This is a genomic window from Halolamina salina, assembly GCF_054653455.1.
In genome coordinates this window covers 864,760-889,905 of sequence record NZ_BAAIGE010000002.1, presented here as the reverse complement: position 1 = coordinate 889,905, position 25,146 = coordinate 864,760, and the positions used below count along the sequence as shown (strand labels likewise).

Genomic DNA, 25,146 nt, shown 5'->3' with positions numbered 1-25,146 from the left:
GCGGGATTGGTAAGCCTCTTCGCGGTCCGGGAAGAACCCGGGAACGAGTGTCCCGCACTGCAGACGTCCTCCGGCTGCCGATCCTCTACATCGGGCTGGCGCTTGCCCGCCTCGGCCTGATCGATCGGGAGCGAGCGATCGAGACCGCCGATCTGGCGTGGCCCCGCATCGTCACCGGCGTCGCCCGGATGTCGAAAAACGCCGCCGACGTGGCGATGGTCGGCGCGGTGCTCGGCGCCGACGCCATCGCCGGCGTCGGTGTTGCAGGCCCGTTCTGGGGGCTGGCGTTCGCGATCGGCGGCGGCGTCGCCGGAGGGACGATCGCGCTCGTCTCACAGCGCTACGGCGCCGAAGCGTACGAGCAGCTCGGGCTGGCGGTCCGCTCCAGCACGCTGCTGGTGATCGTCGTCTCGCTGCCCGTGACGGTCACGTTCTGGCTGTTCCCCGAGCAGTTGGTCAGGCTGATCAACAGCGACCCGACCCAGATCGACTACGCCGCGCGCTACCTCCGCGTCGTCGGGCTGGGGATCCCCTTCGCGGGGCTGAACCTCGTCGGGAGCCGCGTGCTCGTCGGCGCCGACGACGCCTACACCGCGATGCAGGTCCGGGCCGGCGGCGCGGTCGTCAACGTCGCCCTCAACGCCGTGTTCATCGTCGTCCTCGGCTGGGGCGTCGAGGGCGCGGCGCTCGGCACCGTGCTCTCGAACGTGTTCGCGGTGAGCGCGTTCGCGCTCGGACTCTCGCGCGGGGGAATCCCCGGGTTCGGGGGCTTCCCCGTCGAGATCGACCCCGTCGGGACGTACGTCGACCCCGGCACGTTGCGCGATCTGGTCCGGATCGGGACCCCCGTCGGCGCGCGCAACCTCGTCTGGACGGTCGCGGAGTTCCCGATGCTCGCCTTCCTCGGGAACTACCGCGACGGCACGCTCGCGGCGTTCGTCGTCGCCCGCCGCATCTGGGGGATCATGAACACGCCCGGCTGGGGGTTCGGCCTCGCGGCCTCCAGCCTCTCCGGGCAGGCGCTCGGGCAGGGGAAGGAGGCGCTCGCGGAGGCGTACGGCCGGGACATCATCCGCTTCTCGGTCGCGACGTACGCGGTCTCGGCGACGATCACCGCGATCTTCGCCCGGCCGCTGGTGAGCCTGTTCATCAACACCGACTCCCCGCCGGCGACCGAACCGATCGCGGTCAGCCTGATCTACGCGGCCTGCGTCGCGCTTTTGTTCCGGGGGATCTCCGGCTCCTCGATCGGCCCGCTGGACGCCAGCGGCGACACCCGCGTCCCCTTCCTGAGCCAGTTCCTCGGGATGTTCTGCTGTTCGATCCCGCTGGTGTACCTCGGCTCGGTGACCGCGCTGGGGATCTGGGGGGTGTATCTCGCGTTCATGGCCGAGACGATCGTCCCCGCGGCGATCAACTACTGGCGGTTCAACAGCGGGAAGTGGAAGGAGATCAGCCGCGACATCCGCCCCGAGCAGGAGGACGCGGCGACCGCGGTGGACTGACTCCGTTGCCGGGGCCGGGGGCGTGAGAACGCTTAACTCCGAGCCACCCCCCGCGCCGGTATGTCCGAACTCCTGTTGTGCGGCGGCACCGTCCAGACGCTCGACGACGACCGACGGGTCGCCGACAGCGTGCTGTTCCGCGACGACCGCGTGGCCACGGTCGGCGACGCGGTCGTCCTCGATTCGGATCCCTACGAGAACGCCGACTCGTTCGACGAAATCGGCGTCGAACTCACAGTGCTCGACGGGGAGGTAGTGTAGGGCGGCCGATGACGATGCAGGATCTCACCCACTCCATCGAGTCTGGGATGCCCGTCTACCCCGGCGACCCGGCGGTCAGCGTCGACGCCGCGGACACGTTCGCCGCCGACGGCTGCCGGGTCAGCGAACTCACCTGCGGGAGCCACGCGGGCACGCACGTCGACGCGCCGTCGCACACCGAGGAAGACGGCGACACGCTCGATACCTACCCCGTCTCGGCGTTCGTCCGCGACGCCGTCGTCGTCGACTGCACCGACCTCGACGCGCGGGAGCCGATCCCCGCCGATCGCGTGCCGGACCCGGAGACCGCGCCGGGCGCGGACTGTGCGGTGTTCCGGACCGGCTGGGACCGCCACTGGGGGCGCGACCGCTACCGCGACCACCCCTACCTCTCGGTGGCCGCCGCCGAGCGCTGTGCCGCCCGTGGGCTGGCCGTCGCGATCGACGCCTTCAGCCCGGATCCGACGCCGCCGGCCGAGGGATCGCTGGCTCTCGACGGCCGCGACGCCTTCGGCGCCCACCACGCGTTGCTCGGGGCGGGTGTGCTGGTGTTCGAGAACCTCACGAACCTCGGCAGCGTCCCCGCACGCTTCGAACTCCGGGCCCAGCCGATCGCGCTGGGCGGCGACGGCGCGCCAGTCCGGGCGGTGGCCGTCGAGGGAGCGGATCGAGAGTAGCGCGGGAGGGAGCCGAGCGAAAGCGGTTTCGGCCTCGGCGTCGAATCTCGAACATGGATCGACGCGAGTTCCTCGCTGCGCTCGGGGCGGCGTCGACGGTCGCCGCTGCCGGCTGTTCCTCCGACGGCTCCGGCGCGCCGTTCGAACACCCCGGTACCATCGACGAGACGATGGTCGCGAACGGCGACTACCCGGACGACGGCGATCCCGCCGACGGCCTCCCGCCGGAGTTCCCGGACCCGCCCGAGGCGCCGGGGGTCGACCCCGGCGCGCTGGAGACGCTGACGGTCAACGACGAGACGGTGCGGCTGCTCCCGATCGAGTCGGCCCGGGCGTGGTACCTGCGCGGCGAGGCCCGATTCGTCGACGCGCGCGGGCTGGAACAGTACACGCGCTCGCACCTCTACGGGAGCGTGCTCTCGTCCGCACAGGAGGACTCGACCGGCGGCGGCATCGACGGCTGGCCGACCGAGGCGCGCATCGTCGCCTACTGCGGCTGCCCGCACCACCTCTCCTCGATCCGGGCCGCGGGACTCCAGAAGGCCGGCTACGAGGACGTGTACGTCATCGACGAGGGGTTCCGCGAGTGGGCGGACAGGGGGTACCCGATGGCCGGCACGGCGTTCGGCGAGGGCGACGACGCGGCGCTCTCGGAGTGGCGGATCGACGGCGAGGTCGGCGCCGAGTACGCCGGCGAGTACGCCTGGGCGTCGGTCGGCCGCCAGTACGAGGCCGCCCCGATCGGCGACGACGGCCGCTTCTCGATCCACCTGCGCTTCGCTGGCGTCGACGCCGACACCGACGTGCGCGTCTCGACGCCCGCCTTTTCCCGCACGCGGCCGCTGGGCGAGCTCGCCGAGGGGACAGTTCGCTAACACTGTCGGCCCCGCGCCGGCGTCCGGTAACACCCGTGTCACCGACTTACCTCAGGGTCAAGAACGGCTTAAGGGTCGCGCGCGCATACGGGCATCCGTGCGCGAGAACATTGATCGATCGATCGGTACCGACGCCCCGCCGGCGCGCGGGCGCCCGGCGACAACCACCCGCGGCGCGGGGCGACAGTGAGCGACGTCGCCACGGAGGCCGAGATGGCCGACCTGCCCCCCAGCGCGAAGCTGGTCCACCTCGTCCTCCAGGAGAACGACCGCATGACCCAGAGCCAGGTCACCGAGGAGACCCAGCTCGCCGGCCGCACCGTCCGTGACGCGCTCGGCCGGCTCGAGGACGCCGGGCTGGTCACCGAGGAGATCTGTCTGAAGGACGCCCGCAAGCGAGTGTACACCGCGAACAGCCCCGAGTCGGGGGAGGTCGACCACACCGAATCCGACGCCCCCGAAGGCGCGGCGACGGGTGACTGACGGCCACGTATTCTCCCAGTCGACGCTGGATCGCCCCGGTTCCTGAGAGCGTTCTGTCCCCTCGGGGCACCGACCGCACCGCGACTGCCAACTCCGTTCTCGACAGTGCCGCTGTTCGGAGATTGACGGAAATAGGGGTTCTCTCGCCGGCGGACGCCCGGAAACGGCGATCAGCTTTATAACCGATCGCCCGGAGTTTCCCGGTGGCGGACGTGTGCCGAGCCGACAACCGTCGACGACAGACACAGCTATGGACTACAGCGAATTCATCGGCGAAGTACAACATCGCATCGAGGCGGGAGACATGGGAACGGCCGTCCGGAACACCCGTGCGGTGCTGACGACCCTCGGCGAGCGTCTCCAGGCCGACGAGGCCGCGGACCTCGCCAGCCCGCTGCCGGGAGAGATCGGCTACTACCTCCGGGACGCGGATTCGGGCCAGCGGTTCGACCACGCGGAGTTCCTCGAACGCGTCGCGGACCGCGCCGGCGTCGACGAGGGGGAGGCGGAGGTCCGTGCACAGGCGATCGTGGCGCTGCTCGGCGAGATCGTCCCCGGCGGCGAACTCGACGACGTGGAGGGCGGACTGCCCGCCGACTACGAGCCGCTGTTCGAGTTCGTCGGCGCCGAGGAGACGCCCTGGTAGCGCCGACCGCGTCGCTCCGTCGGCGTCAGTCCTGCTCGCGTTCGTCGAGGATCCGGTCGACGATTTCGTCGGCGTGCTCGGCCAGCACCCGGACCGCGGCGTCGTGGAACTCGCGGCCGGTCACGTCGCGGATGCCGTGCTCGCGGCGCAGTTGGCTCTCCACCTCGAACTCGGCGTCCTCGAGCACTTCCAGCGTCTCCGGCCGGACGTAGATGCTCTTTGCGGTGGTCGCGTCGAACTCGAAGGCGGGACCCGCGCCCGTCTCCTCCTCGTCCTCCGAGTCCGCCGGCTCCTCGGGCTGGTCGTCCCCGTCGGCGTCGGAGAGGCCGGCGAAGCGGTTGTCGTCAGGCATCCTCCTCCACGATCTCGGCGAGTTTGTCGAGTCGGTCGAGCATGTCGTTGTCGGGGTCGTACTCCCGGAGCGTCTGCCCGTCGCGCCACGCTCGGCTGAACGCGATGCGGTGGCGGATCCCCGGCCCCGGGGAGTCGGGGTCGTCGAACTCGGAAGACCGGCAGAACTCGGGTAGATGCTCCGCGAACGGCGAGTTCTCCAGGTCCTCGATGATGCGTCGTTCCTCGTTGTTGCCCGTGAGGTCGTTCGGGACGATCGCGAGCAGCTCCAGCTCCACCTCGTTCCGGATGGGGAGGATCTGCTGGTCCCACATGCGCTCGAAGCCGCTGACGCTGGGTTCGCTCATCAGCAGCGGGACGATCACGTTGCCGGCGCCGATCAGGGCGGCGTCGGACAGCGGCCCCAGGCTCGGCGGCGAGTCGACGACGACGTAGTCGTACCGCTCCTCCAGCAGGGGTTCGACGATCCGCCGGCGCACCCAGAGCATCCCGAACGTGGAGTTGCGGACGCGGTCGGCGATCTCGTCGAGGTCGACGTGGGCGGGGAACACGTCGAACCCCTCCCGCTCGACGACCACCTCGGCCGCGTCCACGGGGTCGTCGTCGGTGAGCACGTCGCCGACGTGGGGACTCGATCGCTCGTACTCCTCCTTGAGGCCGACGCCCTCCGTGGCGTTGCCCTGCTGATCGAGATCGACCAGCAACACGTCGTTGCCGCGGACCGCGAGCGCGTCCGCGAGGTTGATCGCGACGGTGGTCTTGCCCACGCCCCCCTTCTGGAGCGAGACGGCCACGGCGCCACCCATCAGGCTGCCACCCCGCGATCCGACCCGGGCGGTCGGCTCTCACGCTCGCCCGCCCGTGCGGTCGCTGCGTCCCGAAGCATACGTTCGAGGGTCCGGCGCGGAGCACTTAAGAGTTCTCACGATGCGTGGACCGCCGATACACCGAACACCGTCCAAAATTTCTGAACATTTCGAGCTGTTCGAGCTGTGTCTCCCCCACTCCCGTGACACCGCCGTTCGTTTCGACCGATACCGCCGATATACCGGCGTCGAACGCCCGATACCGCGTGAATTCGCTCGCGAGCGGGATCGGGAGCGAACGGGCGTCAGCGGTGCTGATACGCCGGAAAACTGCCGCGGCCTCGGTATCCTGTGATTTTTACCAACTCCGGTGTTCGCTCCGTTCAGACCCGAATGAACACGAGAAAGATCGGAATGCTCGTCGTCGCAACGATACTCACTCTCCCGTGGCTGGGCGGGTGGCTCACCGGGACGGCCCACAGCCTGGGGGCACTCTCGACCGTCGCCGTCGCCGGTATCGGTATCCTCGGCGCCTCGTTCCTGCTCACCTGGGGCGCCGAGACCGCCGAGAAGGACGTGCCACGGGCGTTCGCGATCGCCGTGCTCGCGGTGCTCGCAGTCGCGCCCGAGTACGCCGTCGACGCGCTGTACGCGTGGCAGGCCGGCGTACAGGCCGGCACCCCCGCCGGCGCCGAGGCCGGCAACCTCGCGGTCGCGAACATGACCGGCGCGAACCGGATCCTGATCGGTATCGGCTGGGCGGGCGTCGCGCTGTACACGGTGTTCCGCTCGGGCGCCGACGAGGACCCGGCGGTGAAAGACCGGGGCGGCTTCCTCAACGATGCCGTCTCGCTCGACCGCGACATCAGCCTCGAGATCGCGTTCCTGCTGGCCGCGACCGCGTGGGCGTTCCTCGTCCCGCTCGGCCCGGGGATCGACATCTTCGACATGGCGTTCCTCGTCGGGCTGTACGTCCTCTACATCGGCGTCGTCCTCCGCGGCGAGCCCGAGGAGCACGTGGAACACGTCGGCGTCCCGGCGATGCTGGGGAAGATCCCCAACCCCTATCGGGCGCTGACGGTGATCGCGCTGTTCGCGTTCTCCGGCCTCATCATCTTCACCGCCGTCGAGCCGTTCGCCCACAGCCTCGAACTGCTGGGCGAGGACATCGGTATCCCCTCGTTCTTCATGATCCAGTGGATCGCGCCGCTGGCTTCGGAGTCGCCTGAACTCATCGTCGTCGTCGTGCTGGTCCGGAAGGCGCGCTCGACCGCGGGGTTCAACGCGCTGATCTCCTCGAAGCTGAACCAGTGGACCCTGCTGATCGGGACGCTGGTGGTCGTCCACTCGATCGCGCTGGGCGAGTACGGCGCGCTGGCGTTCGACGCGAAGCAGGAGGCCGAGATCTGGATCACCGCGGCGCAGTCGCTGTTCGCGCTCGCGCTGATCATCAACTTCGAGATCGACGTGCGGGAGGCGGTCGGGCTGTTCCTCCTGTTCATCTCGCAGGTGCTGCTCGAGTTCCTCGTCCTCAGGGACATCATCCACCTCCCGATCGGCGAGATCCAGCTGCTGCACCTGTTCACCGCGACGTACATCCTCCTCGCGCTCGGGCTGTTCGCCGGCCGCCGCGAGGCGCTGGTCCAGCTCGTCCGCGACACCCGCGGCATCATCGCGAGCGCCATCCACGGCGAACCGGAGGAGAACCCCGTGGCCGAGGAGTGATCGTCGCGGCGGCGACTGCCGCGACGGACGACTGACCGCCGCAGCGACGAACTGCCACGACGAAGGGGCGAAGCTGTAGGAACGGCCGCAGGGCGTACGTTTTTGATGCCGCCACGCCCATCGGGGCCATGGACGAACTGTCCCCGGAGCGGTTCTACGACTTCTCGATCGCGACCGGCGCCACCGTCTCCCCCGACGGGGAGCGGGTGGCGTTCCTGGTCAGCGAGTTCGACGCCGAGGATGACGACCGCCACACGTCGCTGTTCGTCGCACCGACCGACGGCTCCGCCGAGCCATACCGGCTCACCCGCGCCTCCAGCGCGTCCTCGCCGCAGTGGTCGCCCGACGGCGACCGACTCGCGTTCGTCGCGGCCCGCGAGACCGACGCCGGCGTCGCCGTCGAGAACGGCGCTGAGGAAGACGCAGACGAGGAGGAGGAGGAGGAGGAGGAGAACGGCGGCCCTGTCGGCGAAGGGCCGAAGCCGCAGGTCTGGTCGTTCGACATGGAGCGCGGCGGCGACGCCCGCCAGCTTACCGACCGCGACTACGGCGTCGCGGAGTTCGACTGGGCACCCGACGGGGAGCGCCTCGTGATCGCCGCCCGCGATCCCACGGAGGAGGACGAGGAGTACCTGCAGCAGCGTAACGAGAACGGCCCGATCGAAATCGACCGACTCCAGCACAAGGGCGACGGCGCGGGCTGGATGGACGAGGTGTCCAGCTACCTGTTCGTCGTCGACGCCGACAGCCGCGAGACGGTCCGACTCGACAACGCTTACGACGACGAGGAGAAGGGCGATCGCCGCGGCCTCCAGCCCGCGTGGTCGCCCGACGGCGACCGGATCGCCTTCGTCGCCCAGCACGAGGAGGACCCCGACGACACCCACGTCCGGAACGTCTACACGATCCGTCCGGACGGGACGGGGTACCAGCAGCTGACCGACGCCGGCCTGCGGGTCCAGCAGCCGCGCTGGTCGCCCGACGGGAGCCGGATCGCCGTCGGCGGCGGCGACCCGTACAACTGGTACAAGCCGACCGAGGCGTACGTGATCGACGGAGAGAGCGGCGAGATGCAGTCCGTCTCCGGCTCGCTCGACCGTACGATCGCGTTCGGCGGCAACCCCCACTGGCTCGACGACGACACCCTCGTCGGGCTGTTCGGCGACGAGGGGAACACCCGGATGATCCGGCTCGACGCCGAGGAGGACGACCCCGAGCGCGTGTTCGTCGCGCAGGGGCGGAGCAGGTCCGTCTCCGGACTCTCCGTCTCCGACGACGGCAGCACGCTCGCGTTCCGGATGGCCGATCCCACCGCTGGCGCCGACATCTACGCGATGGGGCGTGAGGGTCTCGACGCGGAGAAGGGCGCCGAAGCCGACGCCGCGGGGCTCGCACGGGTCAGCGAGGTCAACGCTGATCTGGTCGACGAGCACCACGACTGCGTGCGCGTCTCCTGGGAGAACTCCGACGGCGTCACCATCCACGGGCTGGCGTACCTCCCGCCCGAGTTCGACCCCGAGGACCCCGAGCCACACCCCGTCGTCTCCTCGGTCCACGGCGGGCCGATGTCGTACGACTCGCCGGCGTTCGGCTTCGATCAGCTGTTCTGGACGAGCAAGGACTACATCGTCCTCAGAACGAACTACCGCGGCTCGACCTCCTACGGGCAGGAGTTCGCCGAGCGCCTGCGCGGCACCCGGGGCGACAAGGAGGTCGACGACGTGGTCACCGGCGTCGAACACCTCGTGGAGGAGGGGTGGGCCGACGAGGACCGCCTCTACCTCACCGGCTTCTCCTACGGCGGCGTCACCACCGCCGCGACGGTCACGAAGTCCGATACGTTCGCCGCCGCGGCCGCCGAGCACGGCATCTACGACTTCTACGCCACGTTCGGCACCGACGACAACCACCTCTGGCACGAGGACGAGTTCGGCCTGCCGTGGGAGAACGTCGACACCTACCGGGAGATCTCCTCGATCACCGACGTCGGCGGCGTCGACACGCCGCTTCTGGTCACCGCGGGCGAGAACGACTGGCGCTGTCCGCCGACGCAGGCCGAACAGCTGTTCGTCTCGGTCCGCAAGCAGGGCGTCGACGCCCGGCTGGTGATCTACCCCGACGAGCACCACAACATCGGCGACCCCGACCGCGCGATCCACCGGCTCGAGGAGCTGGAGAGCTGGTTCGCCGAGCACTGAGGCGTCGCCGCCCGGAACGCGACCGGAACTCTCCTTCCGCCGTCCAGTCCGTCGATTTTTCCAGACCAGAACCGACCGGAACCACCCGAAGAGGCTTGATTGCGATACCGGACCGAGAGGGCGTATGGCGATCCACCGACCGACTGGTACGCGCAGGGGCCGAGAACAGACACGCGGGTCGAGCGGGAAGCGGAGGCGTGACGCGCGACGAGATCGGCGGCGACGCGTGCGACGCGGTGAAGTACCGGTGCGTCGGCGCCGGGACCACTCGCCGACCGTCGTCACTCGGAACGCCCGATCGAGGCGGCGGAGCCGCCCACCCGTAGGACGAACCGGATCGGGGGGAGATACCCGCCTCCCTCCGGTGTTCCAAGCACTCGCGCGGCTGTTCGGGATCGACCCGCCGCGCGGGCTGGGTCGGCTGCTCGGCGCGTCCGCGAGCGGTTCGACGAGCGCGATCACGACTGGCGCGCTGCTCTGGATCGCGCTGTACGCGGGGTGGCACGCCGGCGTCGTGGAGGGGGAGGCGGCGATCTGGCTCTCCGCGGGCGCCGTCGTCGCCGCGCTTCACGCGCTGGGGCTGGACCGGCGAAACAGTGGCCGGCAGGCAGAAACCCGGGGACCGACGCCGGCGCGACCGGGGTACTCCCGCGGAGCGGCGCCTCAGCCGTCCCGCGAGGCGAGCCGGTAGCGCTTCCCCCGGGCGTCGCGCTCGGTTTCGATCAGGTTGTAGTGTTCCAGTTTCGGCAGGTGGCTCTTCCGCAGCGCGCGGAGCGTGATCGGGTCGGCGTGGGCCTGCTCGTACCGCTCGTACAGCTCCTTCTGGATCAGCGGCCCCTCGTCCTCGATACACTCGTAGAGCACGCGCTGGTGGTCGTTGAGCTTCGAGATCGTCTTCCGCCTCACCTCGGCCTCGGCGTCGAAGACGGCGTCCTCGACGAGCCGCGGCGGGATCGCCGACAGCCCCTCCCGCTCGCTCTTGCGGGCGGCCACGCGGAGCGCGGTGATCGCCTGCCGGGCGTCGCCGTCGACGCGTTCGGCGATGCGCTGCAGGGTGTCGCGCTCGACGGTGCCGGCTTCCAGCCCCTGTGCGGCCCGGCGGTCGAGGATCTCCGTGACCGTCTCGACGGTGTAGCGGTCGAACTGCACGCGGTAGCCCACCGAGACGCGGGAATGGACGCGCTCGTCGAGCCGAGCGAGGAGGTCCACCTCGCGGTTCGCGATGCAGATCCACGCGAGGCCGGGCACCGAGTGGAGGTCGTACAGCGTGTTCGGCTCCTGAAGCTGGTCGACCTCGTCGAGCACGACGACGCTCGGCCCGTCGAGGCCGGTCTGGAGCGTGTCGATCAGGTCACGGGTCGCCGCGTTCTTCGGGACCGCTGCGTCGACGAGCGCGTTCGCCGCGCGTTCGAGCACGCTCCGCCGCGTGTAGTCCGTCCAGCAGTTGACGTACGCGGTCGGCACGTCGAGCACCTCGCGACGGAGTTCCCGGACCGCAGCGCGGGCGACGGTGGTCTTGCCGGCGCCGCTTGGGCCGAACAGGAAGCAGTTCTCGGCGCGTGCGCCCTGCTCGACGGGCGCGAGCGCGTCGGTCACCTCGTTCATCTGGCTGTTGCGCCCGACGATCTCCCGGGGGAGATGTTCGTCCTCGAAGACCGTCCCGTCTCGCAGCATCTACCCGGAGCAGTGGGGCGACGGCGGCATAAGTGACCCCCCTGTCGTTCCGATCGGTTCCGTTCGGGACCGTCGCTGTCGATCGATATCGCCGTATGTGATTTACATTCCACTTCGAGGCGTCGGCTACTCCCGCAGCGCGTCGCCGAGGTCACGCCCGACGCGTGAGGCGACCGTCTCGGCGGCGTCGATGTCCATCGTCGCGAACCCGTGGACCTGCGCGGGGTAGTTCTCGTAGCACACGTCGACGCCGTCGGCCAGTAGCTGCTCGGCGTACCCCTTGCCGGCGTCCCGGAGCGGGTCGAACCCCGCGGTGACCACCGTCGCGGGCGCGACGCCGGAGAGGTCGTCGGCCTGCGCGGGGTCGGCGTAGGGGTTGCGCCGGTGGATATCGCTGCCGTAGTAACACTTCTCGAAGAAGCGCAAGTCGGCCTCGCTCAGCACGGTCCCGGCGTTCTGCTGGACCGACTCCTGCTCCTCCTCGGCGCCGGTCGCCGGGTAGATGAGCGCCTGATGGGCCAGCTCCGGCCCGTCACGTTCGGCGGCCATCAGCGCGACGATCGCCGCGAGCGTTCCGCCCGCGCTGTCGCCCGCGACCGCGAGGCCGTCGCCACCGCCCAGGGAGCCGGGGTTCGACGCGGCCCACTCCGTCGCGGCATAGGCGTCCTCGACGGCTGCCGGGAACGGGTGTTCCGGCGCGAGCCGGTAGGCGACCGAGAGCACCGCACAGCCGCTCTCACGGGTCAGCCGCCGGCAGAGGACGTCGTGGGTTTCCAGCCCGCCGATCACGTAGCCGCCGCCGTGGAAGAACACGACCGTCGGAACGTCGCTCCCCTCCGCCGGCCGGTATCGGCGCGCCCTGAGTTTCCCGCCGGGGCCGGGGATCGTGAGATCGGTGACGCTGCCGACCGCCGGGGGGTTCAAGTTCCCGTACTTCCCCGCCAGCCGGGCGAGGGGACGGAGCAGCTTCAGCCCGATCCGGCTGTGTGGAAGCGAGAATCGCCGCCTGTCGAGTGCAGCCTTCGCCTGCGGGTCGATCTCGTCTGCCTGCACGGCCCGTGATTCGGTCCGCGGCGGGATATAGCCACCGAGCGGAAAATTCACACCGCTCCAGCGTGGAGGTGGAGGTATGGCCCAGATCGAAGTCGACCTCCCCGACCGCATCACCGGCGAACTCGACCGTCTCGTGGAATCCGGCGAGTTCCTGAACCGCGAGCGCGCCGTCGAGGACCTGCTGCAGCGCGGCGTCTCCGCCTACGACATCGAGGAGGAGCCAACCGAGGAGCTGGACAGCGATCTGTTCACCCAGACCGTCGAGGACCAGCAGGACCCCGCGATGCAGGAGGGGAGCAACGAGGACGAGCCGACGTTCTGAACACGCCCGTCGCTGTCGCGTCTTCTCGAAGCGCCCGCGAGCCGCCGGGCCGGCGATCTCGCTCCCGAGCGTGAGTGCCGGGCGTAGAAGGCAGTAAGGAGGACGACGCCCGATGTGGTGCGGACGAACGTGACGATCACGCCGGACCGTTGGGATGTGGGGTGGGGGGGGTGCCGGAATGCGTCGGCAGTACGGTCCAGTGCCCTCCTTACAGCATTCCCATACAGGGGCGTCTCCGTTATCTTGCTGCCGGCTATACTGACCGAACCGAAAATCGAATGGGGCTATCAGTATAGGGTCAGTCGCCGCGTCGGTCCGGGAGCTGTTCGGCCTCGAACAGCACGGCACAGAGCCTGCGCTGTGCCTCCCGGAGGTGGTGGCTGAACGTCGGCTGGGAGATGCCCATCGCGTCGGCGATCTCGGTGCCGGTGTGTTTCCGCGGCCGGTCGAAGAACCCGCTGAAGTACGCGGTCCGGATGGCTTCGAGCTGCCGGTCGGTCAGCGCCTCCGTCGCCGACGCGCGCTGCTGTGCCGTCGACGGCTCGGAGCGGTGGTGGGTGCGCTGTGCGGCCAGCGAGGCGCCGGGGTGGCGGTCCCGGAACAGTTCGACGAACTCACGGACGGGGGCGTCGCTGCCGAGCTCCGCGATCACCGTCGCCGCCCCGTCGCCGGCGCGGAGCTCGTGGGGTCGCGCGCCGTGTTCGACCAGCGTCGTCTCGGGGCTGTCGGGCGCAAGCCCCGTCCGGAACAGACAGACCGGCTCGCCGTCGGCCTCGTACTCGGAGACGAGCGCGAACTCCTCGAAAGGAAGCCCCTCGGCGGCCGCCGACACCGCCTCGGCGGTGGCGCCCCGGATCGAGAGGAACCGGCGGACGCCGCCGTCGGAGCGGTACACGAAGTTCTCGACGACCAGCGAGCAGCCGAGTTCGCGGGCGAGTTCGACGAACGGCATCTCGGTGTCGCTCACGTCGAACTCGATCCGGGTTACCGTCCGCCCCACCAGCGCCCGCTTGCTCTCGGCGGCGTTGATCGCGTAGGCGATCATGTCCCCGAGCTCGCTCAGCACCGCCCGCTCCAGATCGCCGAACACACCGGTCCGGTCGGCGTAGACGCTGAGGACGCCGTACATCGCGTCCTCGTACACCAGCGGGATTGACGCCACGGCGTGGTACCCCCGATCCAGCGCCGCGCGCTGCCAGTCGTCGAACTCGCCGCGGTCGAGCACGTCGTTGACGACCCGTAGCTCCCGGTGTTCGGCGGCACGGTCGGCCGTCGATCCCGGCGCCGCGAGCACCCCGTCGATCCCCTCGGCCGGGTCGAACGCCCCGGCCCCCGCACGGACCGTGACTCCCTCGGCGGCGTGTTCGCGATCACCGATCCACGCCAGCCCGTAGGGACCGTCGTCGGCCAACTGTCGGCAGACGACGGACTCGATCTCCTCGCGGGTCGAGGCGCGCACGAGCGATCGCGAGATGCCCCGGATGATGCCGTTGATCCGGTCGAGGCGTTCGAGCGTCCGGTTCTGTTTTTCGAGCAGGCGCTCGTGCTCCTCGCGTTCGCGCTCGCGCTCGACCCGGTCGAGCGCCGCCTCGACGTTGCCCGCGACCGTCCCGAGGAAGTCGAGGTAGGCGGCGCCGATCCCGCCCGGCGCCGTCTCGCCGACGACGAGCACCCCGTGTCTGGCCACCGGGAACAGCGCCAGTTCCGACAGCGAGTCCGGCGCCTCGTCGCCCTCGAGCGTCGTCGGCTCCCCGTCCCCGGCGAACGTCCGCCACCCGGGGCCGTCGCCGGCGAGCAGCGCCTCCAGATCCAGCAGCTCGTCGGCGTCGGCCGTCAGCGCGGTCGGCCGGAGCGCGGCCGCCGCCTCGTCGTACAGCGCGACCGCCATCACGGGGAGGCCGAACCGCTCCTCGGCGGCGGTGACCACACGCTCGCCGACGGCCGCCGCCGACTCGGCGTCCATCAGCCCCGGCGTCAGGTCGTTGAGCGCCTCCAGTTGGTCGTGGCGCCGGGCGCGTTCCCGTTCCTGTCGGTTGCGCTCGACGGCGTGGTGGATCGACCGGACCAGCAGTTCGCTGGTCACCTCGTCCTTCACGAGGTAGTCCTGTGCGCCGCGTTCGACCGCCTCGACTCCCACACGCTCGTCCTGTGGCCCGGTGAGCACGATCACCGGGACGAGCGCCGCGGCATCGACGATCGCGGTGAGCGTCTCCAGCCCCTCGCTGTCCGGCAGGCTCAGGTCCACCAACACCACGTCGATATCGCTCTCGGCGAGGCGGTCGATCCCGGCCGCGAGCGTCCGCTCGGTGTGGAGGCGGAGTCCGGACGACGCGCCGACGCGTTCGAGCAGCGTCTCGGCGTCCCCCAGCATTCCCTCGATCCGGCGTGCGTCGCCGGGGCTGTCCTCGATCAACAGCAGTTCGAACTCCTCGCTCGGCACGGTCATCGACCCTCCGGGGGACGCTTCGCTCCCGTGGAGCCGTCGACTGGGCGTGGGCCGCCGACCGCACGCCCGGTAGTCGCCACGCGCGGGCGCTGTCGGCGGGGTGAGACGAGGACCTGCCGACGCGCGTGTCGCCCTCCCTCGGCGGGGCTAACAGCTTCCCCCATTCTCTGTGGAACAACACGTTCCTCGTGTAAACTTCTGTCCCCGCCCTCCCCCGATTACCGGCGTCCACGGCCCGATATCTTCGTAAGTGCCGCTTACTGCCGGTGACTGTTTGGCCGCGTACGCGGTACGGCGTCCACTGTTGTCCGGGAATCAACAAAGATGGTACTCAGATAGAGAAGATATATTCTCGTAAAAGTTACTTCTGTTTCCCAAGTATAGATATTTATTACTAATTCCGAACGCCACCCCCGAGTTGGACAACCTTAATACACGGAAGCCGCACTATTCTGACGATGGCGAAGACAAACCAAGAGTGGTGGCCACAGATGCTGAACGTGGACATCCTCGACGAGAACGAACGGGACGTGAGCCCGTACGACGAGGAGTTCGACTACGCGGAGGAGTTCCAGAAACTCGACCTCGAGGAGGTGAAAGACGACATCCGGGAGGTCATGACGGACTCGAAGGACTGGTGGCCCGCCGACTACGGCACGTACGGTCCCCTGTTCATCCGGATGGCCTGGCACAGCGCCGGGACGTACCGGACCGCCGACGGCCGCGCCGGCGCCGCCGGGGGCCTGCAGCGGCTCCCGCCGGAGAGTAGCTGGCCGGACAACATCAACCTCGACAAGGCACGCCGCCTGCTCCAGCCGGTCAAGCTGAAGTACGGCCGGAAGCTCTCGTGGGGCGACCTGATCATCCTCGCCGGCAACGTGGCGCTGGAGACGATGGGGTTCGAGACGTTCGGCTTCGCGGGCGGCCGCGAGGACGAGTTCAAGTCCAACGAGGCGACCGTGTGGGGTCCCGAGGAGGACTGGGAGACGACCTCCCCCGAGCGCTTCGAGGACGGCGAAGTTGGCAACCTCAAGGACCCGCTCGCGAACACCGTGATGGGCCTCATCTACGTGAACCCCGAGGGTCCCTACGGCGAGCCGGACGTGGAAGGCTCCGCGGCGAACATCCGCGAGGAGTTCAGCCGCATGGCGATGAACGACGAGGAGACGGTCGCGCTGATCGCCGGCGGCCACACGTTCGGGAAGGTCCACGGCGCCGACTCCGGCGACAACCTCGGCCCCGAGCCCGAGGACGCGCCCATCGACCTGCAGGGGATGGGCTGGGAGAACGAATTCGGTGAGGGCAAAGGCCCGGACACGATCACCAGCGGCATCGAGGGTCCCTGGAACTCCGCGCCGACCCAGTGGGACATGGGCTACATCGACAACCTCCTGAACCACGACTGGACCTCGGTCAAGGGTCCCGGCGGCGCGTGGCAGTGGAAGCCCGTCGGCGAGGAGATCGAGGAGGCGCCGGCGCCTCACGACGACGACACCGAGGAGCCGATGATGCTGACGACTGACGTGGCGCTGAAGCACGACGACGACTTCCGCGAGGTGCTGGAGCGCTTCCAGGAGAACCCCGACGAGTTCCAGGAGGCGTTCGCGAAGGCGTGGTACAAGCTCATCCACCGCGACATGGGCCCGCCCGAGCGCCTGCTCGGTCCCGAGGTGCCCGACGAGACGTTCGTCTGGCAGGACCCGATCCCGGACGCCGACTACGAGCTGATCGGCGACGAGGAGATCGCCGAACTGGAGTCGGCGATCCTCGACTCCGACCTCACCCGGACCCAGCTGATCAAGACCGCGTGGGCGTCGGCGTCGACGTACCGCGAGAGCGACAAGCGCGGCGGCGCAAACGGCGGCCGCATCCGCCTCGAACCCCAGCGTAGCTGGGAGGTCAACGAGCCCGAGGAGCTGGAGACGGTCCTCTCGACGTACGAGGAGATCCAGGAGGAGTTCAACAGCTCCCGTTCCGACGACGTGCGCGTCTCGCTCGCGGACCTGATCGTCCTGGGCGGCAACGCGGCCGTCGAGCAGGCCGCCGCCGACGCCGGCTACGACGTGGACGTGCCGTTCGAGCCCGGCCGCACCGACGCGACCGAGGAGCAGACCGACGAGGAGTCCTTCGAGCACCTCGAGCCGAAGGTCGACGGCTTCCGGAACTACCTCGGGAGCGGCGACTACGACGACATGTACGACTCCCCCGAGGAGCGCATGGTCGACAAGGCCGAGCTGCTGAACCTCACGGTGCCGGACATGACGGCGCTGGTCGGCGGCATGCGCGCGCTGGGCGCGACCTACGGCGACAGCGACCGCGGCGTGTTCACCGACGAGCCCGGCACGCTGACCAACGACTTCTTCGAGGTCCTGCTCGACATGGAGTACGAGTGGGTATCCGTCGACGAGGACGACGAGGTCTTCGAGGTCCGCAACCGCGAGACCGGCGAGGTCGAGTACGAGGCGACCCGCCTCGACCTCATCTTCGGCTCGAACGCCCGGCTCCGGGCCACCGCCGACGTCTACGGCGCCGACGACGGCGAGGAGCAGCTCGTCGAGGACTTCGTCGACGCGTGGACGAAGGTCATGCAGAACGACCGCTTCGACCTCGAGTAAGCGCGACGCGCTGCGTTTTCGACTTTTTCTTCGACAGGGAGCGGCGGGGACGTGACGATCACCGCCGGGAAACTGCACGACTGCTTCGACATCGAGAGGGCGACAGCGGCAGGTTCGAGAGTACCGTCACCGAGGTCGCTCGGTAGCGCCGGCAGTCAGGCCCGCCGCCCGGCGACGGCCACTGAACCGGCACCGACGACGGCCGCCACCCCGGCGACGAGAAACGCCGGCTCGTACGTCCCGAGCGTGTCGTAGGCCGCGCCCGCGGCGGCGGGGGCGAGCAGCCCCGAAACCGCGAACGCCACCGAGACGAGCCCGAACACCGCGTTGATGTTCTCGCGGCCGAACAGCGCCGCGACCAGCGGCGACAGCAGCGCGCCGTTGCCGCCGTAGGCCAGCCCGAACACGACCGCGAACGCGGCGACCCCGGCCGTCGAGGACGCGAACGCCAGCCAGAGCGTCGCCAGCCCCATCACCGCGGAGCAGGCGACGAACACCCGTACCCGCCCGGCCGTGTCGGCGACGTGCCCGATCGCGACGCGCCCGAGCGCGCTCGCGAGACCGACCGTCGCGAGCGCCCACGGCCCGACCCCGGCCGGGAGGCCCATCCCCGCCGCGTAGAGCACGAGGTGTGCGAGGACGGCGTACAGCGAGCCGTAGATCAGCACCCAGCCCGCCGCGAGCAGGCCGAAGGCGGGCGTGAACGCGATGGAGCGCACGGCTACAAACTGCTCGCGCAGAGGCTCCCGGTTCGGCGTCGGCGGCGCGCCGACGAACTCCTCGGGCGGCGGGTCGACGCCCGCTGAGCCGGGGTCGTCGCGGACGAGCAGCGTCGCGAGCAGCAGGAGGCCGCCGGCGACCGCCGCCAGCACGAGCAACACGTCCCGCCAGCCGAGTTCGGCTATCAGCGACGCCGCCGAGGGGACGACGACGAACATCCCGATCCCCAGCCCGGCCGAGGAGAGCCCGCCCGCGAGGCCGAGCCGCCGGTCGAACCACCGCGTGACCGTGCCGTAGGCGACGACGTAGACGATGCTCAGCCCGACGCCCGTGATGACCCCGTAGGTCAGAATCAGCGTGAGTAGGTTTTCCGCCCGGCTCGCTGCCGCCAACCCACCGACGGTCAGGAGGGCGCCGACGGCCAGCGCCCGGCGCGTGCCGTAGCGATCGATCAGCACGCCCAGCCCGCTCGCACCGACGTAGATCGCGACCGTCTGGACGCCAAAGGCGAGCGAACTCGGCCCCCGTGCGCCGCCGAAGTCGTCGACGATCCGTTCGAGGAACACCCCGAAGGAGTAGCTCAGGCCGAAGACGACGAACGTCCCCAGAAACGAGGCCGCGACGACCGCCCAGCCGTAGTACGGGCGGCGAAGCGACGGAGGGCTCGGAAACACGGGGGGCGTTACGTCAGTACGGGACGGCCCAAAGCACGATCGCGAGGAACGGGATCAGCGCCAGCAGCATCGCGATCGCGTAGCCGAACATCTCGCGGGCCTTCACGCCGGTGATCGCCAGCAGCGGCAGCGCCCAGAACGGGTTCAGCAGGTTCGTGTGGGCGTCGCCGACCGCGTAGGCGATCGTCGCCTGCCCGTAGGGAACGCCGAGATCCTGTGCGGCCTGCAGCACCGAGGGGCCGACGACCAGCCACTCGCCGCCGCCGGAGGGGACGAACAGGTTCGCGATCGCGCCCGTGACCCACGCGATCACGGGGTACGTCGCCGTGGTCGAGACGCTGAGCAGCGCCTCCGCGAGTAGCGTCGCCAGCCCCGCGCCGCTCATGATCCCCTGAATGCCCGCGAAGAAGGGGAACAGGAGGATGATCCCGGCGGCGGCGCCGGCGGCGTCGTTGAACCGCTCGCGGTAGTACGCCGGCCGCTGGTAGATCAGGACGCCGGCCATCAGGAAGCCGAAGTTGACGGCGTTGAGCGTGAACGCGCCGAGCCCGCTCTGGACGAACTGGTAGGCGAGGATGAGTACCCCCGACAGTGCGATCAGGCCGCCCAGCACCCGGCTGTTGTTGAGTCGCTCGGAGGGGAGGTCCCCGTCGGTCTCGGCCGGCTCGTCGACGGCCTCCGCGGCCGCCGAGGCGGCCTCCTCGTCGGCGGCGCCGCCACCGGTCGCGTCGAACAGTTCGTCTTCGTCGACGTACTCGGTGATCCCCTTCGCGCGCTCACCCGAGGGCGCCAGCACGTACAGCACCAGCGTCGCGAAGAGGATCGACAGCAGCGTCAGCGAAATCGCGTAGGGGTGGAAGATCGTCTCCGCGGCCGGCACCGTCGACTCGAGGAAGCCGAAGCCGGTCCCCTCGCCGATGTTGGCGGGGTCGGTCAGCTGGAGGGGTGCCGACGCGGAGAGCCCCCAGTGCCACGTCAGCCCCAGCCCCATGTACCCCCCGACCGCGAGCAGGGGGTAGTGGACGTTGATGTCCTCCTCGTGGGCGGCCTTCCCCATCTCGCGGGCGAAGATCGCGCCCATGATGAGGCTGAACCCCCAGTGAATCCACGCCAGCGACATCGAGACGAGGCCGACGAACGCCGCGGCCTGCGCCCCGGTCGCCGGCACCCGCGCGAGCCGCTGGAGCAGATTGTTGACCCGCGGGTGGTAGGCGATCACGAACCCGGTCATCAGGATCAGTACCATCTGCATCGAGAAGCCGAGGAACGCCCAGAACCCGTCGTACCAGTACTGGAGCAGGTCGACTGGCCCCGACCCGGTCGCCAACCCCGCGACGAACACGATGTACGTGAGCAGGATGGCGAACACGAACGGGCTCGGCATCCACCGCTCGACGAACTCGGACATCCGGAACCCGATGCGTTCGATCGTACTGCCGTTACTGTCGCTCGTAGACATACACCGTTTCGGGTCGACTTGCGGGTATAAATAGTTCCGGGATCAGGGCGCTCCCGTCCCCGTGTTGGAGCGTGTTACTCCGCGGGCGTCGTCGTCGCCTGCGGGAGTCGGCGCTGGAGGAAGTCGTCCAGCGTGCGCAGCATCCGGATCTTCTGGTCGATGTCGGAGGAGGCGTGGCCCTCCTCGCCGAGTTCGACGTATTCATAGTCCGCGTCCTCACCCTCCTCGTAGCCCGCCTCTTCGAGCGCGTCCCGGAAGATCCGGGCCTGCGAGACGGGCACGCGGCGGTCGTTGACGCCGTGGACCATCAGCAGCGGCGCCGAAAGGTTCTCGACGTGGGTGACCGGCGAGCGCTCGCGGTAGAGCTCGGGGTTCTCCTCGGGCGTGCCGAGGTACTTCTCCATGAGCTCGGTCCGGAAGTGCGGCATCGTGTTCTCGAACATGTCCTCCAGATCGGTCACGCCGATCCACGCGATGCCCGCGGCGTACAGCTCGGGGTACTGGACCATCTGCCAGTACGCCGAGTAGCCGCCGTAGGAGCCGCCGAACACGACGACCCGGTCCTCGTCGATCCAGTCCTCGGCGGTGACCTGCCGGGCCGCCTCGGCGATGTCTTCCTGCTCGCCGCCGCCCCAGTCGCCGTAGAGGCGCTCGACGAACTCCCGTCCCCGTCCGGTCGAGCCGCGGTAGTTCACTTTCAGCACCGAGTACCCCCGCGAGAGGAGGAACTGGGTGTACATGTCGAACGTCTTGTAGTCCGCCGCACGCGGGCCGCCGTGGGGGTTGACCACCAGCGGCGACGGCCGCTCGCCGGAGTCGTACAGCAGCGCGCCGATGTCGAGGCCGTCGTGGCTCTCGAAGGTGAAGTACTCCGCACCCACGAAGCGGTCGGGGTCGAACTCGCCGTAGTCCGCGGCCAGCAGCGTCTCCGTCCCGCCCGTCCCGAGGTCGTGGGCCAGCAGGTCCGACCGGCTGTCGGAGGTGGTGTGGTTCAGGAGCACGCGCTCGCCGTCGAGGATCGGCGCGCGGGCGCCGGAGAACGCGGCGACGCCGTCGGGCACATCGAGTTCTCGCCCCTCGCCGCTCTCGATGTCGTACACCAGCGGCACGATCGCGGCGTTCCGGGTCCGGAGCGCGAGGAAGCGCTCGCCGTCGGGGAGGAACGCGACCGGGCTTTCCTCGGCGGTCAGATCGCCGAACCACGTCACCTCGTCGCTCGCGAGGTCGTAAACGCCACAGCGGCCGAAGTTCTCGGTGTTGTCCGACACCAGCAGGCGGTCGCCGTCGGGACCCCAGTCGGCGAAGCCGGCCTCGGCGCCGTCCTCGCCGATGTGGAGGTTCCGCGGGTCCGAGCCGTCGGCGGCGGCGACGTAGACGTCCTGATTGTTGTAGTCGTCGGACTCGTTGGTCGTGTACGCCAGCCGGTCGACGCCGGGCGAGAAGCCCCCGCTGGCGGTCGCGCGGTCGTAGTCGGTCAGCTTCGACACCTCCCCGGATGGGAGGTCGTAGGTGAAGAGGTTCATCTGCCCGTCGCGGTTCGAGCCCAGCAGGAGGGTTTCGCCGTCGTCGGCCACGTCGACCAGCGCGGTCTGGCCCTCGAGGTCGGTGAGCTGTTCCACCTCGCCCTCGTGGTCCCCGCGAACGCCGATGCGGTAGATGTCGTTCTGCTCGTTGCCGCCCTCGTCGTCGTGGAAGTACACCCAGTCGCCGTCGTCGCTCCAGTCGACGTGCCAGCGGGCGTTGCGCGGCACCTCGCCGTCGCTGATCTGGCGGCGTTCGCCGGTCTCAACGTCGAGCACGTGGAGTTCGTTGCGGCCGGTGGTGTCGTAGTAGAGGGCGACGCGGTCGCCGTCGGGGGACGCGACGGCGTGCTGGAAGCTCGGAAGGCTCGCGAGCCGTTCGAGGAAGTCGTCTGCCATAGCCACACTATCCCACCCCGGGGGTAAAGTGTTGACTGAACAGTCAGTATGCACCGCCTTTCAGCGGTGCTGGTCCCAGAAGCGCTCGACGCCGAACTCCAGCATGTCCGGCGAGACGGGCTGGAACTCCTCGCGTTCGCGTTCGGGCAGGTACTCCCGGACGGAGTTCCAGGACTCCCGCGCGTAGCGGGCGTCGACGAGCGCGCGGATGCCGACCTCGTCCGGTCCGCGGATCACCCGGCCGATGGCCTGTCGGGCTTTGCGGACCGCTGGAACGGTCAGGGCAGTTTCGAACCCGTCCCCGAACTCGCGGTCGTAGGCGGTCCGAACCGCCCGCGTTCGGGGCGAGGCGGTGTTGATGATCGGCACGCCGCAGACGACCGCCGCCGCGAGCCGGTCGCCCTGATAGTCGACGCCCTCGGTCAGCGTCCCCCGAATGCTCGTCACCAGCACCTTCGGCTCCCCGCGGAAGAACTCGGCTTTCAGCTCCTCGGTCACCTCGTCGGTCGAGGAACTGTCGAGCAGGACGGGCTTCTCGAGGCGGTCCTCGAGTTCGCCAGCCATCCACTCGGCCTCGCCGTAGCTGGGCATCCCCACGAGCACGTTCCCCGGCGAGCGCGCGACCGTGGCGGCGGCGTCGACGTGCATCCGCCGGCAGTCGTTCTCCTCGCCCGGCGCCCCGCGGTTCCCGTACGTGAACTTCGGCGCGTCGACAGCGAACGACTCGCGGTTCCCCTCGGGGAACCCCAGCCCGTAGCTCCGGGTGGTGACCGGCCGCCCCTCCGCTTCGAGGTGGTTCAGCCCGGTCACCTCCCGGAACACGTCGAGCGGTTCGAGCGTCGCACTCATGAGGACGCCGCCGCCGAACTCCGCGAGCCGGTCGCCGATCGCCCGACTGGGGACGCAGTTGTGCAGCGAGAGCCGCGCGTTGTACGCCCGGCGCCAGGAGTCCGGCCGCTCGCTCTCGTCCCACGTCCGCGAGAGCTCGATCTCGCGGAAAAAGGACTCGTGGTCCTCGCGGTACCACGCGTTCAGCACCCGGCCGACCGTCGTGACCGCCCGCGAGGCGTCCTCGTCCTCCACCTCGTTCAGGATCCGGGCGACGACAGCGCCGACGACCTCGGCCCGTGCCCAGACGGCCTCGCCGAACCCCTCGCGCTCTGCCCACTCGGTGATCTCGTCGGGCTGGGGCGTCTCGGGGTCCCGCAGCGGCAGTTCGTGGTCGTCCAGTTCGGTCAGCTCCGCGCGCCAGCCCGGGCGCTCGCGGTCGAGGTGAGCTTTCACCCGACGGTCGAGTTCCTCGCGCAGGGATTCACAGAAATCCCGGAGATTTCGGAGTTCGTCCAGTTTCACGTCGCTCTCCTGCAGCTCGCCGCGAACGAGGTCGGCGTCGTCGTTCCCCGTCGAAGGCGTCGATTCGTCGTCGAACTCGACCGCTTGGAGGATCCGCGTCAGCTCCGACACCGCATCCCGGAGGGTTCGGTCGCCCACGCCGTCGCTCACCAGGTCTCGGACCCGCGGTTCGAGCATGTGGGCCTCGTCACAGACGACGAACGTCGAGTCGTCGACGAGCGCGCCGGTGAACTGCCCCGACGTGGTCGGGTCGAACGCGTGGTAGTAGTTCCCGATCACGACCTCGACGTGGCCGAGGATCGCCCCCATCACCGAGTGCGGGCAGGTGCCGTGGCTCGCCGCGAGGCCGACAAGCTCCTCGGTGTCGATCAGGCCGCGGTCGGTGAAGTCGAACGGGACCGCCTCCGCGGGGTCGCCGTCCTCCGGGAGGTCGGCGAGATACTGGGCGTAGAACGGGCAGTACTCCGTGCTGCCCGTACCGGTGCCGTACTCCTCGGTGTCCGGACGGTACGGCGTCGGCTCGCCTGCAGTTTCGAGGTAATCGGCGCCACCCCCGCCCGAGTCCGCGATCCCGACCTGCTGGCTGCGTGCCTGACTCGCGAGCGCGTCGGCGGTCGTCGGCCCGCCGTCGGCGGTGAGGTTCCGCGTGCGCTCGCGCAGCCCCTCACAGCGGTCGTAGACGTTCTCGTCGTCGACGCCGCCGCGGTTCTCGCGTGCGTACGGGCACACGTCGGCCTTCCCGACGAGCGTCAGCCCCGAGACGGGGTCGTACGCCTCGGGGAGGTTCTCGTTGATCGTCCGGAGGTCGGCCTCGAACTGGCGCAGCTGCTGCTTGACGCTGGTGAGGACGAGCACGCGCTCGAACTCGGAGTCCGGATCGCGCACGCGGTCCAGCCCCGCAGAGAGCGCGAGCATCGTCTTTCCCGTCCCGCAGGCACCTTCAAGCGCGAGGAAGCCGCCGTCGTCCGCAGCGTCGACGGCAGCCTCGATGCCGTCGCGCTGCTCGGGGTACGGTTCCGGGTGGCCGAACAGGTCGCGCCAACTCACTACCGAAGGGTGGGCGGCGGCCAGTTTAGGCATGTCGAACGTGGTCTCGCCTCCGCCCTTGAACGCTCGGCCGACCACTCAAGTACGATGCCGGGACCACCCTCCCCGTGACCTGAGAACGGCCGGGTGGGAGACGAGGCGGGAGCGCGAGAGATCCCATCCCGATGCGGCCTCGCCTGTCAGCCACCCTTCGACAGCGCCGAATGTTCGGGCCGAGGACCACCGCCGGTGGGCGTTCGTGAGTGGGTAACGTTTACTACAACTCACGTGAACGTATCGTCCGAATGCTATCTTCGTCGGCCCACACGAGACTATCGTCCGGGCAGCACCGGGCCTC

Annotated in this window: 20 protein-coding genes; 11 read left to right on the top strand and 9 right to left on the bottom strand. The window is 69.6% G+C overall.

What is annotated here, in order from left to right:
- Nucleotides 1-47: 47 nt before the first annotated feature.
- From ACYQZ5_RS05210 to ACYQZ5_RS05185, 6 genes are all read left to right on the top strand, one after another.
- On the top strand, nucleotides 48-1,505 hold the full coding sequence (locus tag ACYQZ5_RS05210) for an MATE family efflux transporter (RefSeq protein WP_379818047.1): 1,458 nt from the start codon (nucleotides 48-50) through the stop codon (nucleotides 1,503-1,505).
- A 60-nt stretch (nucleotides 1,506-1,565) separates the two neighbouring features.
- Nucleotides 1,566-1,766, top strand: coding sequence for a hypothetical protein (locus ACYQZ5_RS05205; protein ID WP_379732361.1), 201 nt, complete (start codon nucleotides 1,566-1,568; stop codon nucleotides 1,764-1,766).
- 14 nt (nucleotides 1,767-1,780) lie between these two features.
- Nucleotides 1,781-2,443, top strand: a complete 663-nt coding sequence (locus tag ACYQZ5_RS05200) for a cyclase family protein (RefSeq protein ID WP_379818068.1) — start codon at nucleotides 1,781-1,783, stop codon at nucleotides 2,441-2,443.
- Between the two features lie 53 nt (nucleotides 2,444-2,496).
- The gene (locus ACYQZ5_RS05195; RefSeq protein WP_459845382.1) at nucleotides 2,497-3,318 is read left to right on the top strand and encodes a rhodanese-like domain-containing protein; all 822 of its coding nucleotides are present in this window, start codon (nucleotides 2,497-2,499) and stop codon (nucleotides 3,316-3,318) included.
- 213 nt (nucleotides 3,319-3,531) lie between these two features.
- Nucleotides 3,532-3,801 carry a winged helix-turn-helix transcriptional regulator gene (locus tag ACYQZ5_RS05190; protein WP_379731433.1) on the top strand — a complete coding sequence of 90 codons (270 nt, stop codon included), beginning with the start codon at nucleotides 3,532-3,534 and terminating at the stop codon, nucleotides 3,799-3,801.
- Between the two features lie 250 nt (nucleotides 3,802-4,051).
- Nucleotides 4,052-4,447 (top strand): DUF2267 domain-containing protein, encoded by a 396-nt coding sequence (locus ACYQZ5_RS05185; protein WP_379731427.1) that lies wholly within the window; start codon nucleotides 4,052-4,054, stop codon nucleotides 4,445-4,447.
- Nucleotides 4,448-4,472: 25 nt separating this feature from the next.
- Here the strand turns inward: ACYQZ5_RS05185 and ACYQZ5_RS05180 are convergent, their stop codons facing one another.
- Both ACYQZ5_RS05180 and ACYQZ5_RS05175 read right to left on the bottom strand, forming a co-directional pair.
- A complete protein-coding gene (locus ACYQZ5_RS05180) occupies nucleotides 4,473-4,799 on the bottom strand; it encodes a DUF7970 domain-containing protein (RefSeq protein WP_379731428.1) in 327 nt (108 codons plus the stop codon).
- Nucleotides 4,792-5,604 (bottom strand): ParA family protein, encoded by an 813-nt coding sequence (locus ACYQZ5_RS05175; protein WP_379731429.1) that lies wholly within the window; start codon nucleotides 5,602-5,604, stop codon nucleotides 4,792-4,794. Before ACYQZ5_RS05175 ends, ACYQZ5_RS05180 begins: the two co-directional genes overlap by 8 nt.
- Nucleotides 5,605-5,997: 393 nt before the next feature.
- Between ACYQZ5_RS05175 and ACYQZ5_RS05170 the strand changes: the two genes are divergently transcribed.
- From ACYQZ5_RS05170 to ACYQZ5_RS05160, 3 genes are all read left to right on the top strand, one after another.
- Nucleotides 5,998-7,329, top strand: a complete 1,332-nt coding sequence (locus ACYQZ5_RS05170) for a sodium:calcium antiporter (protein WP_379731430.1) — start codon at nucleotides 5,998-6,000, stop codon at nucleotides 7,327-7,329.
- 128 nt (nucleotides 7,330-7,457) lie between these two features.
- Nucleotides 7,458-9,527, top strand: coding sequence for a S9 family peptidase (locus ACYQZ5_RS05165; RefSeq protein ID WP_459845379.1), 2,070 nt, complete (start codon nucleotides 7,458-7,460; stop codon nucleotides 9,525-9,527).
- A 364-nt stretch (nucleotides 9,528-9,891) separates the two neighbouring features.
- Nucleotides 9,892-10,218 carry a hypothetical protein gene (locus ACYQZ5_RS05160; protein WP_379818043.1) on the top strand — a complete coding sequence of 109 codons (327 nt, stop codon included), beginning with the start codon at nucleotides 9,892-9,894 and terminating at the stop codon, nucleotides 10,216-10,218.
- Here ACYQZ5_RS05160 and ACYQZ5_RS05155 read toward each other — a convergent pair.
- Together ACYQZ5_RS05155 and ACYQZ5_RS05150 are read right to left on the bottom strand one after the other, a co-directional pair.
- Complete coding sequence (locus tag ACYQZ5_RS05155; protein WP_379732698.1) at nucleotides 10,191-11,201, bottom strand: Cdc6/Cdc18 family protein; 1,011 nt, start codon at nucleotides 11,199-11,201, stop codon at nucleotides 10,191-10,193. The genes ACYQZ5_RS05160 and ACYQZ5_RS05155 overlap by 28 nt on opposite strands.
- Before the next feature lie 126 nt (nucleotides 11,202-11,327).
- Nucleotides 11,328-12,254: an alpha/beta hydrolase gene (locus ACYQZ5_RS05150; protein WP_379818042.1), complete on the bottom strand. Its 927-nt coding sequence runs from the start codon at nucleotides 12,252-12,254 to the stop codon at nucleotides 11,328-11,330.
- 76 nt (nucleotides 12,255-12,330) lie between these two features.
- On the opposite strand from ACYQZ5_RS05150, the gene ACYQZ5_RS05145 reads away from it, so the two are divergent.
- Nucleotides 12,331-12,576, top strand: coding sequence for a DUF7120 family protein (locus tag ACYQZ5_RS05145; protein ID WP_053948379.1), 246 nt, complete (start codon nucleotides 12,331-12,333; stop codon nucleotides 12,574-12,576).
- Nucleotides 12,577-12,874: 298 nt separating this feature from the next.
- On the opposite strand, the gene ACYQZ5_RS05140 is transcribed toward ACYQZ5_RS05145, so the two are convergent.
- Nucleotides 12,875-15,022 carry a bacterio-opsin activator domain-containing protein gene (locus ACYQZ5_RS05140; protein ID WP_459845375.1) on the bottom strand — a complete coding sequence of 716 codons (2,148 nt, stop codon included), beginning with the start codon at nucleotides 15,020-15,022 and terminating at the stop codon, nucleotides 12,875-12,877.
- 458 nt (nucleotides 15,023-15,480) lie between these two features.
- On the opposite strand from ACYQZ5_RS05140, the gene katG reads away from it, so the two are divergent.
- Nucleotides 15,481-17,637 carry a catalase/peroxidase HPI gene (gene katG / locus ACYQZ5_RS05135; protein ID WP_379732218.1) on the top strand — a complete coding sequence of 719 codons (2,157 nt, stop codon included), beginning with the start codon at nucleotides 15,481-15,483 and terminating at the stop codon, nucleotides 17,635-17,637.
- Between the two features lie 155 nt (nucleotides 17,638-17,792).
- On the opposite strand, the gene ACYQZ5_RS05130 is transcribed toward katG, so the two are convergent.
- From ACYQZ5_RS05130 to ACYQZ5_RS05115, 4 genes are all read right to left on the bottom strand, one after another.
- Nucleotides 17,793-19,031 (bottom strand): MFS transporter, encoded by a 1,239-nt coding sequence (locus ACYQZ5_RS05130; protein WP_459845373.1) that lies wholly within the window; start codon nucleotides 19,029-19,031, stop codon nucleotides 17,793-17,795.
- A gap of 13 nt (nucleotides 19,032-19,044) precedes the next feature.
- The gene (locus tag ACYQZ5_RS05125) at nucleotides 19,045-20,490 is read right to left on the bottom strand and encodes a short-chain fatty acid transporter (RefSeq protein WP_379730479.1); all 1,446 of its coding nucleotides are present in this window, start codon (nucleotides 20,488-20,490) and stop codon (nucleotides 19,045-19,047) included.
- A 74-nt stretch (nucleotides 20,491-20,564) separates the two neighbouring features.
- Nucleotides 20,565-22,409 (bottom strand): S9 family peptidase, encoded by a 1,845-nt coding sequence (locus ACYQZ5_RS05120; protein ID WP_379730478.1) that lies wholly within the window; start codon nucleotides 22,407-22,409, stop codon nucleotides 20,565-20,567.
- Between the two features lie 60 nt (nucleotides 22,410-22,469).
- Nucleotides 22,470-24,842 (bottom strand): ATP-dependent DNA helicase, encoded by a 2,373-nt coding sequence (locus ACYQZ5_RS05115; protein WP_379730477.1) that lies wholly within the window; start codon nucleotides 24,840-24,842, stop codon nucleotides 22,470-22,472.
- Nucleotides 24,843-25,146: the final 304 nt, after the last annotated feature.